Consider the following 13407-nt stretch of genomic DNA (forward strand, 5'->3'; position numbering starts at 1 on the left):
CAAAACCTCGCCAGCGGTAGTCTAGGACCACTACCTGGGAGACTTTCGATGATTCGACGCGCGTGCTTGGTCGCTTTAATGACAATGACGGCATCAACCGCCTTTGGCGGCCCTGGCTACGATCATCTCTATGCTTTCGGTGACAGCTACTCCGACAACGGTGCGGGTGAAACCTTCACCCGAACCATGGCCGCGCAGAAGGTCAAAGATGCACAGGCGCTACCCGGTTCGTTGTATTGGCAGGGACGCTGGAGCAATGGCCCCACCGCCGTCGAGCACTTGGCGCAGGCCTTGAAAATCCCCTTGACCGACTACGCCATTGGCGGCGCCAAAAGCGGCAACGGCAACTACTACGCCTGGATGCAGCCCTCTCGCGACACTGGGGTTTTCGGGCAAATTGCCGATCACCTGAAAGCCGCTAAAACACACAAGGCGGATCCGGATGCGCTGTATTTCATTTTCATCTCAGCCAACGACTTTTTTGAATGGGCCGACTTCTCGCACCCAGAAACGATCGACGTGCTTGGCCAGAACAGCGTGGCGAACATACAGAAGAGCACCGAGACGCTGATCGCCGCAGGGGCGAAGCACCTGATGGTGGTGGGAACCACGGATTTGAGCCATGTGCCGGCTGTGGTGCAGGGCAATCAAGTCAAGAACGCAACGCACTACCAGCAGATACTCGAACAAAAACTGCCCGCCGTGCTGGCAACACTGGCTAACGCCCATCACGTGAGCATTGGCTACTTCGACCACCTGGCCTTCAGCAACAAGCTTCGTGCGGCACCCGAGGTGGCGGGCCTGAAGGATCTGGATACCCCGTGCCAAGCCACCTACCCGGACGTCAAACCCGTGTGTGCGGATCCGGATAGCCATTACTACTGGGATGAATGGCACCCGACCCGCAAAGTCCACAGCCTGGCCGCCGAGGCGATGCTTGAAACGCTGAAAGCGAGCCGTTGAGGTTTTCTATCCGCCCATAGCCGTTCAGCACTGCCCGGCTATCGAGCCCATGGACATGCGCGCCGGAACTGAAACTGCGCTGGCCCGGGTAGTTGCCGTGTTCGGTGCGGCGCAACCGCACTGTGCTTATCTGTTTGCTAACCGCCGCGCCAATCGCATGAAAGTGCTGGTGCATGATGGGTTTGGCATCTGGCTGGCTGCTCGCCGATTGAACCAAGGCAAGTTCCACTGGCCAGGCATTCGCCAAGGCCCTGAACTCGAGTTGAATACCGAGCAACTTCAGGCCGTGGTGTTGGGTTTACCCTGGCAACGCATGGGCAGTGGCGGTGCGCGTTCATCGACTTCTTACGGATCAACTCCGGGAAGCCAGGCAAGCGGCCAGTGTGTCGTTATTTGCAGCGGCAACGAAAGAGCGATGAATTGTGTCTCAATCCGCACGCGCCCCTGTGAGTCGGTGCGTTCCCCTAGAATCACCGGCAGCCTCCTGCAACGCGCGAGAGCATCAGCCACACTTATGTGCAGCAATTGAGCGATGACGCGCGCAGCATCTCGGATGCGATCAGCCGGACACGTACCCAGCTGAAGATCGTATTCGGGAAAAAAGTCGCGTGAAATGCCTGGCAACGGCTGTTGATCCACGCACCGACCACTGTAGAACTCGCCCCGATCTAGAAAGGCGTCTCGCTCGACGTAGTGTTCAAGCGCAGCGGCATAGTCCTCAAGTTGTGAGAGCGGCTGCTGACGCTTCTGTACGCTCAGTACATCTACAAAGTCGGCAGCTTCAAGGCAATACGAAAGGCCGTGCGCTACGGCAAAGGCCGGCATTTCCTCACCGTTCTCGCCGGGTACGCTATTCGATTCTTCCTCGGGCGAAGAAAGGTAAAAGCGAGCTTCGATCAGCGGTGCTCCGTCCTTGACATAGACCCATGAATAGCGGCTCCAGACATCGTTATTGCTATCACAGGTCGCCAGGGCTTCGATAACGTCACGAAGACTTAAAAGTAAAAGCATGTTAAAAATTCCCCCCACCCAATGCACCATATTCTACAGAGCCAATTGAGGTGTCCCACAGCTCTCTGAAGGTTGTTCATGCCTTGACAATGCCATCAGGATGGGACGGCCAGACGCATACTGTGCTTCTGCGCGACGCTGGCAATCGAAGCGCCGGGCTGGGCGCATTTGAAGGATTTGGAATAGGAACGGCGTTGTGGCTGCATGGAAAGACCCGCTTAAAAGGCTAGAGAGGGTGTCCACTTAAATTGAGGTGTACACCATCGCCTTTGGCGTCGGGGTCAGGAAGGTGTGTTGCCCAGACGCTTACCGATAAAGTGACCCGCCTCAAAGCGCCTGACGCACAAGCTGCGCCTCTGCACATTCCAGCCCGCGATCGCGCCCCGATTCAAAGGCTGCATTTTCAGGACGAATACCCCATGAGCCAACTCACCACGCTGATCGCCCAAGCCAAAGCCGGGCTTTCGGTCCAGCAAAACATTCCCCAGGAACGCTGGGAGGCCATCGCCACCCAGTGCGGCGCGGCGGAAATCGCCGAGATCAAAACCCGCATCGCCTCACTCAAGGCCGCCAGGGAAGCCGTCGAAGACTGGGACGGCGACACCCGCGATGACCTGTATTTCGCCATCGCCCACTTCACTCGGCTGCTGGAACTGGCCACCGCCCACGCACAAGGTCAATGAACATGTCGGTTGACAGCACAACGGATTATTTCGAGAGCAGCGAGGGCGCCGTGCGCCTATGGATAGAGCAGGGCAGTGCCATTCATCTCAAGGCCATCAGCCCGCACAACGACCCCGTGGAACTGACGGCAGAACAGGCCCTGGAACTGGCCCAGGCACTGCAACGTTTGGCCCGCCGCCTGGCCGACTGAATGAGCGCCACGCTGCGGCTGACGCACCCCTGGCGCCCGAGCCCACTCAGACAAAATCCGCGGGTTCGAAGCGCTCGCTGGTGTCCATGCGGATAGCACGCAGGCCCAGCGTCTGCAGATGGGACTCATACAGCCCCAGGGCGCAGTAACTGATCAGCAAGCTGCGACGGCGTGCACCGCTGGGGTTCAGACTGGCCCCATGCACCAGATCGGCATCGAACAGCAGCACGTCCCCAGCCTTACCCGCCAACTGCACCACCCGGGATTCATCACTGAAATCAAAGGGCGCCAACCGCTCCCCGGGGCGATGACTGCCGGGCACGATGCGCGTCGCGCCATTGGCCGGCCCATAGTCATCGAGATAGACCAGCGCCGTGACCCGGTCACCGAGGCGCTGATCCGACAGATCCCGGTGCAACACCTGATGACCGCCCCCCGCCAACGGCTCGCGGCTCTCCACCTGCGCCAGAAAAAAGCCTTCCCCGATCAACTCCCCGGCCACCGCCAACACCGCCGGCAAGCGACACACCGCCTGCACCCGTGCATCCAGATCCACCAGCGCATGCCGCCAGTCCGGCCCCCGAGGCACCGGCCATTGCTCGGGCCCAATCACCCCCGCCTCGAACGTGGCCCGCAGCTCATCCAGCCAGTCGGCGGGCACCGCCTGACGCAGCAACTGGTAACCGTTTTGATGGAGTTGTTCGCGGTCGATCATGAGGGGGCAGATGTCCTTATCCGGGGTGGGGGAGAGCATAACGGCTCGCTAATCCGAGCGACATAACCGGCTACGGTTTAGCGGTTGCCCCAGCGTGAGAAGACCGCCTAGTCTGCTGCGGTCGCTGCAAAATCAGCGACCGGGCCTGAGAACCCGATCAGATGCAGGCACATTGTTGATCAGGGAGTTTCAATCATGTCTGCCGGTAATCTGTCTGAAGTTTGCTGCTGTTCCTTTCCGCTTTCTTCGCTCAATAGCCTCTGCTGCCAGACCCTGGCGGGAGGTGCACGATGAGCCATTCAAACTCAATCAAAACCCAAGGTTTTGTCACCTTTGGCCAATGTGCCGATCCTGAACTAACGTTGTTTCGCGTCAATGCGGATGTGCCTTTGCAGCAGGCGTTGGAGCAGGCTTCGACGTTGTTGTACTACGCCAAGAAGTTAGCGTTGGATGCGGCTATGGAAGAGCAGGGGGAGCGGTATGCGTGGGCTGCGTACTTTTTGGCTGAGATGGGGAAGGCGGTGATAGATGATGTGTGTTTGGGGTTGTGGGATATAGAGAGTGCGGGAGTAATTCTGAGTTAGTGCCGCATTGTAGAGAGTAGATAGATACGCCGCTTGGTGGTGGCTGATAAGCGGCATAGGATTTGAAGGGGTTGCTATCGACTTTAAAGTTACCGGCCGCGACAGGGGGAAATAAACCCTTTACTGACGATCAACCCCGTTTACAAAACTTAGTCTATTGCTCTGACCATTGGCGATTTTTAACATATGTCCAACCCTCGCCCCCGCGTGCGAGGGTGAAGCCTCGAGCCCCAATCTCGATTAATAGACGCCTACATTTTTCAGGCTCAGCACCTGAGACTCTAGAGAGAGTCTCAAGTGAGCGCCCTTCGGGGAACTTGGAGTTGTCAAGCATTTGTCGTAATAAGGTTTTTCTTAGGTTATCCAAGGAGTTGGCTCTGCGATTCTGGTACCAATGGAATATAAGATTTCCTATTATTGACAGGGCAGAACCAAATAATACGCCAAAAAATCCAATTACTGCCGCCCAAAACTGCGCGTCACTTGCTATTTTTAGTGCAACTTCTTGTGTGATTTGTTGGTCTGGCATGCGCACTGATCCTTATGTTTTTGGCATAGATATGACTGAGGTTGGCGAAAGACACATCGTGTCATCGATGTATTGGGTGCCCAAGCATAATCTTCGCATCTTTAAGTATTTGGTGGTGGAGGATATGGCCATTCGACGTAGACATCTTACCGCTATTCACTATTGCTGTTCCCTCCAGTCTTTGTTGTATAGAAGGTCGTTATGGCTTAGCTTGAGAACAGTATGACTGCGCAGCAATTGCTCTGCTGTGGTGCCGAATTTAGCTGCTTCGTCAAAGGCAAGAAAAATTTGTTTGCGTTTAACGGCAGCCAGGATTCTAAGGATATTTCTCGTCGCAGGCACCTCAATGTTTTTGTAGATCACCGAGTCATGAATAATGAATGGAAGGTGCGTCAGGGAGAGTAAGGCAAGATCAAAACCAACCAAGCCAGCATAGGATTTTCCGGTTCCAGTATCTTTAGGGGAAATGAAATTATACGAGTTTGCGCTCTCGATTCTAAGTTGCGAAGCGTTTCGATTCGGGCCATATACAACTTTGTTGAAGCGTTTCAGTTTTAAGTTTAGCGCAGTTTCAATGTCTAAGAAGACTCCAGTGTAAATAGTCTCCAAGCGTTTTTTTGATAGCGAAGCTTCTGTTTCAATAGCCGCTTTTTGATCATAGAACCGATTCTCTTCAGCGGCTTTGTCAGTGATCTCTTTGAGTTCAAAAACTCGTGCAAATAAATCGTCAGGTGTTCCCTTGGCTGCTAAGCTTGCGTGTATTTTGCTATCCAGATCATTTAACTCAATACCGAGTTTTTTTTCGAGTTCTGAATATATTTCGAGGTCTTTCTTAAGCTCTTTGTTAACAACTTTTCCTATTTTCTGATGAAAGGCTTCGACCTGCTCAAGCCGTTCAATGTTGACATCAGGGAAAAACTCCGTAATGAGAGCGATATTAGCTGTCAGCCTTGGTGTCACTCCTGAGAGGTCGTGTTTAATTCGATCTATTTTTGTCAGTAGTTCGTTCTTTGTGGCAATCAAATCGTTTTTCTGGTGATGCAGTGCTCGCAAGCCTTCATCAAAGAGGGCTTCGTAAGCACTGAGAGCACCAGTAAAACCCTGTTTCAAGCCCTCAATTACAATCGAGTTATCAGAAATTGTCTTCTGGTTCGTTTTGTATTGTGTTTTGTTAATCTTGGGAATGATTTCTGCACTCATTGATTTTGTTATGAGCTTTCTTCTGTCGTTGTGAGCGTCTAGAACAGCTTTCTCTTCCGCAATGTCGTCAGTACGCTCGAAAAGGTCAATAAGTCGTCCAATTGCGATTCCTGCAGACTCTCTGGTGTCGCCTGTAAAAGGCTGATCCGGATCAAGGCCACCCTTGTTCCAGATTCGACTAAATGGACTGACAATAGAGCGGAAACTATTGTTCAAGTGAGCTAGGCCATAGAGGGTCTTGAGCTTGGCTCGGTACTCTTCAATACTGATTTCGTTTGTTGTTACATAGTCATTATTGCAAACTTGAACAACATCAGATATGGCCGTGGAACGTTTGAAAAAGTAGGGAAGATTATCAAATACGAACTCGATATTATAAGTGTGGTGTCCAAGGGATTTGATGGCGCCAGCCTTATCTTCCAGTAGAGACTTTCCGCCCATGACGAAGTCGATCACCATTAGGGCCGATGATTTTCCGATGGAGTTCTTGGCGTCGTCATCCCCAAGAATTATGTTCAAGCCTAGATGAAATGAAATTTCACCATGGTTAAACAGTGGGCAGGCGATTTTACTTAGCATATTCGATCACTCCAGTCGATGTTTCGACATTAAGTACCCCTAGGACATAGAGTATGTCTATCGCGTGCAGAAATTCTGATACATCTTGAAAGCTATCTTTGGTTCTGGCTAGCAAGTCCAAGATAGTCTCACTGTCTTGCTTATCTTCCAAGATTGCGCGCATTTTGAAGATAGTGGACTCTTCGAGTGTCGTGAATTTAGTTGGAACCAGCATCGAAGACCTCACAGTTTTGAACAAAAAATGAGGTAAGAATTTTAGAAGCCATGATGGATTTTCCGGTTCTTAAGCTTATCCATTTTGCGATATGATTAAAAACTATGTCTTTATTTTCAGGATTCTGCTTATCCATGAGCAGGTAGTAGCTATTGATCTGGTTTTGCAGAATTCTTATCGCTGCTTGGTCCCGCTGCTCGATTAGGCGGATCTGGTTCCTGATTGGCACAAAAAAGTCTATGGCATCCGAGCGGATTTCCCTCTTCTGTAGCGGGCTTATACCAGTCTTGAGTTTCTTGTCCAGCGAACTAACATCTAGTTTTGTCGACGTCAGTTCACCATTGTCACCATTGTTATTAACGATAAAGTCTAAAATTTCGTGAACCTCTTCCTGAAGCGTATGCTGAGACGCAGTAAGTTTTGCACTTGTTTCGCTGAGATAGGCCTTCTTAATCGCTAGTAGGTTCAGATATTCTTTAATTTTAAAATCTTTGTCGTATTTGGTGTGACAAGAGGGGCATAGGAGAATTACATTTTCAAGAGCGTTTAAATCACATGGGGTTGCATGCCCTTTCAGAGCTTCTTCTTGCGAAGTATTTGGATTTAGCGGGTAGATATGAGCAATTTCATAACCTATGGTTGGATGTTTCGAACTCGCTTTCTGGAACATCATGGGGAGCGCGCAGAGAGGGCAAGCGCCTCCGGTTTCGGCGTAGAGAATGCTGTGCTGATTAGCATGGTACTTGTTTCGTTTATTTGCCATTTAGCTAAACTCGTCCGATTCTTTTTGATACGCAGCGCTAAATTTTCTGAGACAAGAAGGCGTATCGTGATTGTTAAAACGATTGGGAGATCAGCAGCGTCACCACGGGACTTCTGGGAGAACACTAGGCACTGCGCCAACCAAGTGACTTGGGGAACAAGCTAAGAGCCTTTCAATGCCTATACGAGATTTTTGGGGCGGGCCGGGGATGTTGGTCCATCCGAAGCGATAGTGTGTGGCGACGACTCGTCTTTCGGAAAATGGCTTCACGAGCACTCCTATCCTCCCTAATCATCCAGCCGCCTCGCCAGGCTGCTCCAGAAAAGTCCTAGCCATTAGTTCTTATGGCCTTGCGTACGCTACGAGGGGCGTAGCAGAGTTGGCTAACCATTTAGTACGAATTTATTAATTTGTTACTGGCCGAATAATAGCTCAGCGGCCGGTTTTTGGAACGATTGCTTTCGAGTCTTTTAGGGTGAACCAGAAGCTCTTCAGAGAAGGCCGTGAATGATCAAGCCAGACTTCACGATCGGCAGCTTCCGACCCATTGCGGCCACTCGGCATCGGCAAACATCGGCCAATAGCGGACCGTTCAGCAATGGCCTAGCAGCAGTTCTTCGTCGAGGCTTGTAGGTTTATTCTGTCCGTAGCGCATAAAAGGGCTGCAATCGACTTTGAGCGGATAGGCATACGTGCTTTACCGCTGTTAAGGTCCGTTCTAGGGCGGCCTTAGGCCTGAGTGAGCTACAAAAGCCTGCTCGTCAAAAGGTCATTAGACTGCAAATCGTCAAACGGAAGCGGAGTCAAGGAACGATGGCAAATCCAACGGAGATAACTTTCCACACTGCACGCCAACTGATAGACCACTTGTCCCCTCTAAATCCTATTTGGGATGTTGGAAGATTTATCTTTAGAGGTCAGCCAAGTGATGAGTACAAGCTGACGCCATCTGTGTGCAGGCGTGGAGCAGGTTCATTCGCCTATGGCTCGCCAAGGAGGATATTTGATGCCTCAACGGCTGGGCAAGTGGCCTTCGAGCTGGAAATATTGAGGAGATTTCTGACTGGCTGTGATCGCTCAGGGCTAAATGTTCCGGGTTACACCGAGCAGTTGAGCGGAACACTTGCCGATGGCTGGGGTTTACTCCAAAGTCCGCATATCCCCTGGCCGGCCACTGAACTATACGAAATCATGGCGGTAGCTCAACACTACGATGTACCCACTCGCCTCCTAGACTGGACTGAGAGAAGCTTTGTCGCCTGTTACTTCGCTGCATCATCAGCAAACTTTGAGATTGATAGCAGGAGGATGCCGAGGCTAGCTATCTGGGCTTTGGACACCACTTATGCGATGCATTGGAAGACAGTGAAGGTGATTAGGACGCCAGGGGGAACGAGTAAGAATCAGGCGGCTCAGTCTGGTTTATTCACCACGCATGAGGTTAAAGGATATAATCCCGATGACTTGTATCAGGTAGAGGCGCTAGAGGATGTTGAAGAGATTTACAGCGTGACAGGGAGCCAGACGCCACTTGTCAAAATGACCTTGCCGATCGAGGAGGCCCCCGCTTTACTAGAACTTTGCTCAAGACTTGGTGTTGATGGTTCTACACTTTTTCCCGGCTTTCATGGTGTGGCGAAAAGCGTAAAAGATTGGGCTAACGTTGAGGTTGGTGTGAGGCCCTCTCAGTCACTCATTCAGGAATACAATGAAGACAGCTACGACCCAGACTTCGATTAAATAGCAGTCGCCTGCGGGGCATTCGAAGTAAAAAACTGGATCGCCCCTGATTCCTTGGACGTCTTCGACTGGATCCTTTTGGCCGTTAACTCCTCTTTACTAAAGGCAGCTTTGGGTTGATTGCAGTCGGGACACAGAATAGACCTTCATTACGGCCTGCTAGCTGCCACTAGCAGTCTTTCGCGTTAGATCGCAGCTTGTAGGAGTCGAGCAGATCCGGTTGGCCCCGTGTATTTGCAGGACTTTAAAGTTAAAAAACCGTCCAGCCAACAGCTCTGCCGCTGCGCTATGGCTTGATTCAAAGTTCATCGTCTCGGTGCATAGTCATACCACTCGCTGCATCGATATAATAGCCATCACCGAGATCAATCTCATAAACTTCTTGATTTCCTGTAAAGTAACTTCCCTTTCCCAGTGACAGAGGTTGCAGTGTCAGTGGTTGTGACTTTGGATCATTTAAAGTCTGGAAGTGCTGATAAATTATATCATCACAACGATAGCGACTCATCTCTCCATGAAGACTATTCTCATAAGTGACACACGACCAGAAGTTCTTGTTAATAAACTGCTCGACAAGCCAAGTCATATTGTCTGGATTCAGCCTAAAACACTCACTATCGTTACTGGTGCTCATGTGAGGCAGTCTCTGAAGGCTACACTCACTCTCAAGATGCTTTAGTAGTTTTTTCTCAATGTCATGAACATCGCCACGAATGATTTCAAAGGCAGTGTAAATGCAATAGTCTGGATTCTGAGAAGATCTATGTCGAGTATGCAGTCCTTCGGTAGTTTTGCCAACTTTCGACCAGTTTAACTTGTTTACATCACAACCAATGTATATCCAACTCTTGCCGGAAACAATCTCTAAATCGTCGTCTTCATCATAGTATCTCAACTTTAAATACCTCAACGGGATAGAGTAAAATCGTCAACCTTCCCAGCTCGACTGCCTGGACCTAATAAACGACGCACCGCTCAAGGGCAGAGCATCCTCAATGCCAGATGATTTTATAAGCAGATCGAGTAGTGCGCCAGAAGCAAAAAAAGCTTGAGAGAGAATACAAACGGCATCGACGAGGTTTGGGCAGCCCTTATCAAGGTGCCCAGCGTCCGTTCTTGGCCGTAAGCAGACGCTGGTACTGCATACGACTAGGCTAGTCCTAGGTGAAGTGACAACATAAGAACAGATATTCTCTGAATCAATCCAAAGGCTGCTTATCCAAACGCTCTGTTTAAGGGCCCAGACATGACCGTCGAAATCACCGAATTCAAAAAATTGCTAGAAGCCGGGCGGCGCTATCTGGACGGTGCTGCCACGCTCGCTGAACTGAACGGTCGAGTCAGCGCAACATTGGAGGCCGGACATTTCTGGGGAGCTTCAGCGCCACTAATGGAAGTAACTCAAGACTGGGAACACATGATTAACCGCGCCTGGAATGAAATGGGCGAGCAACCCGCTCCGCTGACCGAGGCCCAGTTCAGTGAATGGTTGCGGCAACAGTTCTACTTCCCAACCCGTGACTGCTAGTTTTCAGTAAACGAAAGAGCGGTGCATTGCGCTTCCGCTCAGTAGCTCGCTCAAAACGTCGGCGGCGTAATCACCCACAACACCACCGCATCCTCCTCCCCAGGATTCCCATACTTATGCGGCTCCTGGCTGGAAAAACTAAAGCTATCCCCCTCACTCAACTGGAAATACCGTTCCCCCACCCACAGCTCAAAGCTCCCCGACAGCACATACCCGGCTTCCTCGCCCTCATGGCTGTAACTCTCCTTGCTGTACGTCCCCGGCGGAAACCGCGAGTGCAAAAACTCCAGCTGCCGGGTCGGTTGTGGGGTCAACAGCTGATCGATAATCCCGTTCTCGTAATTCACTTGCAGCCGCTGTTTCTTGCGCACTACATAGCCCTGATCTTCGGGCGCGGTCTGGGTTTCGCTGGCGAAGAACCATTGGATGGTCACGCCCAGGCTGCGGGCGATGTTGAACAGGGCGGGGATGGAGGGGTAGGCGAGGTTGCGTTCCAGTTGGCTGATGTAGCCGGCGGTGAGTTCGCTCTGTTGCGCCAGTTCGCTCAGGGTCAGGCCGCGACGTTTGCGCAGGCCGCGGATGCGGGTGCCAAGAAACTGTGGGCCGCCGGGGGCTTGGTTGTCGCTGCCGGGCTCGGGCGGCGTCTTGCTGCTTTGATTCATGGCGGGCTCCAGGCCTGGAAGGCGGGCGCGTCCGGGCACCCGTCCTGCAAAAGCCCTGGAGTATAAAGCAGCCTCAAAGCGCCCAGGCGACTTTCAAGCCTTCATGGATGGCTTCTTCCACGGTGCGCGGTGCCAGGCAGTCGCCGATGCGTTGGAAGGGCACCAGGCCTTTGAGTTGTTGGCCGAGGTCGTCCACGGATTGGTGGCCTTGGCACAGCACCAGGCTGTCGACGTTTTCCAGGAGCATGGGTTCGCCGCTGGCGGTGTGTTGCAGGTACACGGTGCTGTCGTCGCAGCCGTAGAGGCGGGCGTAGGGGATGATCGGGATCGCCAGTTTGTGCAGTTCGCCGGCCATCTGGTCGCGCACGTACAGCGGCAGGCTTTCGCCGCAGTGGGTGCCGTTGACCGCCAGTTGCACTTGGTGCCCGGCGCGTACCAGGCGCTCGGCGATGCCGGGGCCGATCCAGTCGCAGCGCCAGTCGGCCACCACGACGCTGCGGCCCAGTTGCACTTCGTCCCGCAGTACTTGCCAGGCGTCCACCACTTGCAGGTCGCCGCCGCGTTCGAAGTTCGGCCAGTAGGGTTGGGCGCCGGTGGCGATGATTACGTGGTCGGGGTTTTCGCGCTCGATCAGGGCGCGGTCGACTCGGGTGTTGCGCACCACTTCGACGCCGGCCAGTTGCATTTCCCGTTGCAGGTTGGTGCTGGCGCCGCCGAATTCGCTGCGCCGGGGCAGCAGTTGCGCCAGTTGGATCTGGCCACCCAGTTGCGCGCTGGCTTCGTAGAGGGTGACGTGGTGGCCGCGTTGCGCGGCGACGGCGGCGGCTTTCATCCCGGCCGGGCCGCCGCCCACCACCAGGATGCGTTTGCCGCGGGCGCTGGGCTTGGGCTGGCCGTAGAGTAGTTCGCGGCCGGTTTCCGGGTGCTGGATGCAGGAGATCGGCAGGCCCTTGTGGAAGTGGCCGATGCACGCCTGGTTGCAGGCGATGCAGGCGCGCACGTCTTCGGCATGGCCGCTGTCGCTCTTGTTGGGCATCTGCGGGTCGCAGATCAGCGCGCGGGTCATGCCGCACACGTCGGCCTGGCCCTTGGCGATGATCGCCTCGGCTTCCTGGGGCTGGTTGATGCGCCCGGTGACGAACAGCGGGATCGACAGCCGGGCCTTGAAGGTACCGGCTTCCCGGGCCAGATAAGCCGCTTCCACCGCCATGGGCGGGACTATGTGCACGGCGCCGCCGAGGGAGGCGGAGGTGCCGGCGACGATGTGCACGTAGTCCAGTTGCCCTTGCAGCAATTGCACGGCGGCCAGGGATTCGTCTTCGGTGAGGCCTTCGGGGTCGCGTTCGTCGGCGGAAATCCGCAGGCCGATGATGAACTCGGCATCGGTGCTGGCGCGCATGGCACCGAGGATTTCCCGGATAAAGCGCAGGCGTTGTTCCAGCTCGCCGTTGTAGCCGTCGCTGCGGCGGTTGACCCGCGGGTTGATGAACTGCGCCGGCAGGTAGCCGTGGCTGGCCACCAGTTCCACGCCGTCCAGCCCGGCCTGATGCAGGCGTCGGGCGGCGTCGGCGTAGCCCTGGATGATCTCGTCGATCATGTCCTGATCCAGGGCCCGGGGCATGACCCGGAAGCGTTCGTTGGGCACCGCCGAAGGGGCGTAGGCCACGGCCAGCAGGCCGTCGGCGGACTCCATGATTTCCCGCCCCGGGTGGAAGATCTGCGACAGCACCACCGTGCCGTGGGCGTGGCAGGTTTCCGCCAGACGCCGGTAGCCGTCGATGCAGGCGTCGTCGGTGGCCATCAGCACGTGGCTGGTGTAGCGCGCGCTGTCGTGGACCCCGGCCACCTGCAGCACGATCAGGCCGACGCCGCCTTCGGCCCGGGCGCGGTGGTAGGCGATCAGCTGTTCGTTGACCAGGTTGTCGGTGGGCATCGAGGTGTCGTGGCCGCTGGACATGATGCGGTTCTTCAGGCGTTTGCCACGGATCTGCAAGGGTGCGAACAGGTGCGGGAAGGCGCTGGTCATTGCGGTGACTCCAGGCGGG

15 protein-coding genes and 1 pseudogene are annotated in these 13407 nt (G+C 54.0%); 7 read left to right on the forward strand and 9 right to left on the reverse strand.

Annotation, left to right across the window (positions count from 1 at the left end; genetic code table 11):
- The first annotated feature begins 48 nt into the window (after positions 1 to 48).
- Entirely contained in the window at positions 49 to 963 is a 915-nt protein-coding gene (locus tag A9971_RS25530; protein WP_182999854.1) for an SGNH/GDSL hydrolase family protein, read from the forward strand.
- A 49-nt stretch (positions 964 to 1012) separates the two neighbouring features.
- Positions 1013 to 1267 (forward strand): annotated as a pseudogene (gene tnpB, locus A9971_RS32965) (IS66 family insertion sequence element accessory protein TnpB); the annotation flags it as partial.
- A 41-nt stretch (positions 1268 to 1308) separates the two neighbouring features.
- On the opposite strand, the gene A9971_RS32790 reads toward tnpB, so the two are convergent.
- Complete coding sequence (locus A9971_RS32790) at positions 1309 to 1974, reverse strand: hypothetical protein (protein ID WP_220802788.1); 666 nt, start codon at positions 1972 to 1974, stop codon at positions 1309 to 1311.
- A gap of 419 nt (positions 1975 to 2393) precedes the next feature.
- Here A9971_RS32790 and A9971_RS25540 point away from each other — a divergent pair, with 419 nt between their 5' ends.
- Positions 2394 to 2657 (forward strand): hypothetical protein, encoded by a 264-nt coding sequence (locus A9971_RS25540; RefSeq protein WP_182999855.1) that lies wholly within the window; start codon positions 2394 to 2396, stop codon positions 2655 to 2657.
- A gap of 2 nt (positions 2658 to 2659) precedes the next feature.
- Positions 2660 to 2848, forward strand: a complete 189-nt coding sequence (locus tag A9971_RS25545; RefSeq protein ID WP_259652273.1) for a DUF6360 family protein — start codon at positions 2660 to 2662, stop codon at positions 2846 to 2848.
- A 46-nt stretch (positions 2849 to 2894) separates the two neighbouring features.
- Here A9971_RS25545 and A9971_RS25550 read toward each other — a convergent pair whose 3' ends face one another.
- On the reverse strand, positions 2895 to 3563 hold the full coding sequence (locus tag A9971_RS25550) for a phytanoyl-CoA dioxygenase family protein (RefSeq protein ID WP_182999857.1): 669 nt from the start codon (positions 3561 to 3563) through the stop codon (positions 2895 to 2897).
- 290 nt (positions 3564 to 3853) lie between these two features.
- Between A9971_RS25550 and A9971_RS25555 the strand changes: the two genes are divergently transcribed.
- Positions 3854 to 4147 (forward strand): DUF3077 domain-containing protein, encoded by a 294-nt coding sequence (locus tag A9971_RS25555; RefSeq protein ID WP_182999858.1) that lies wholly within the window; start codon positions 3854 to 3856, stop codon positions 4145 to 4147.
- A 154-nt stretch (positions 4148 to 4301) separates the two neighbouring features.
- On the opposite strand, the gene A9971_RS25560 is transcribed toward A9971_RS25555, so the two are convergent.
- From A9971_RS25560 to A9971_RS25570, 4 genes are all read right to left on the reverse strand, one after another.
- Positions 4302 to 4676, reverse strand: coding sequence for a hypothetical protein (locus tag A9971_RS25560; protein ID WP_182999859.1), 375 nt, complete (start codon positions 4674 to 4676; stop codon positions 4302 to 4304).
- Positions 4677 to 4835: 159 nt separating this feature from the next.
- Positions 4836 to 6455, reverse strand: a complete 1620-nt coding sequence (locus tag A9971_RS25565; RefSeq protein ID WP_182999860.1) for a DUF2326 domain-containing protein — start codon at positions 6453 to 6455, stop codon at positions 4836 to 4838.
- A complete protein-coding gene (locus A9971_RS33345; RefSeq protein WP_404944725.1) occupies positions 6445 to 6669 on the reverse strand; it encodes an ABC-three component system middle component 7 in 225 nt (74 codons plus the stop codon). The genes A9971_RS25565 and A9971_RS33345 overlap by 11 nt, the downstream gene beginning before the upstream one ends.
- Positions 6653 to 7432, reverse strand: a complete 780-nt coding sequence (locus A9971_RS25570; protein WP_182999861.1) for an ABC-three component system protein — start codon at positions 7430 to 7432, stop codon at positions 6653 to 6655. The genes A9971_RS33345 and A9971_RS25570 overlap by 17 nt, the downstream gene beginning before the upstream one ends.
- A gap of 813 nt (positions 7433 to 8245) precedes the next feature.
- On the opposite strand from A9971_RS25570, the gene A9971_RS25575 reads away from it, so the two are divergent.
- Positions 8246 to 9172 carry an FRG domain-containing protein gene (locus A9971_RS25575; protein ID WP_259652274.1) on the forward strand — a complete coding sequence of 309 codons (927 nt, stop codon included), beginning with the start codon at positions 8246 to 8248 and terminating at the stop codon, positions 9170 to 9172.
- Between the two features lie 298 nt (positions 9173 to 9470).
- Here A9971_RS25575 and A9971_RS25580 read toward each other — a convergent pair whose 3' ends face one another.
- Positions 9471 to 10067: a hypothetical protein gene (locus A9971_RS25580; RefSeq protein WP_220802776.1), complete on the reverse strand. Its 597-nt coding sequence runs from the start codon at positions 10065 to 10067 to the stop codon at positions 9471 to 9473.
- 351 nt (positions 10068 to 10418) lie between these two features.
- Here A9971_RS25580 and A9971_RS25585 point away from each other — a divergent pair, with 351 nt between their 5' ends.
- A complete protein-coding gene (locus A9971_RS25585; protein WP_182999907.1) occupies positions 10419 to 10700 on the forward strand; it encodes a hypothetical protein in 282 nt (93 codons plus the stop codon).
- Between the two features lie 50 nt (positions 10701 to 10750).
- Here the strand turns inward: A9971_RS25585 and A9971_RS25590 are convergent, their stop codons facing one another.
- Both A9971_RS25590 and A9971_RS25595 read right to left on the reverse strand, forming a co-directional pair.
- Positions 10751 to 11362, reverse strand: coding sequence for a cupin domain-containing protein (locus tag A9971_RS25590; protein ID WP_060838987.1), 612 nt, complete (start codon positions 11360 to 11362; stop codon positions 10751 to 10753).
- Between the two features lie 73 nt (positions 11363 to 11435).
- Positions 11436 to 13388, reverse strand: coding sequence for an FAD-dependent oxidoreductase (locus A9971_RS25595; protein WP_182999862.1), 1953 nt, complete (start codon positions 13386 to 13388; stop codon positions 11436 to 11438).
- Positions 13389 to 13407 lie beyond the last annotated feature (19 nt).

Source organism: Pseudomonas sp. UME65 (assembly GCF_014170225.1).
Taxonomy (GTDB): Bacteria; Pseudomonadota; Gammaproteobacteria; order Pseudomonadales; family Pseudomonadaceae; genus Aquipseudomonas; species Aquipseudomonas protegens.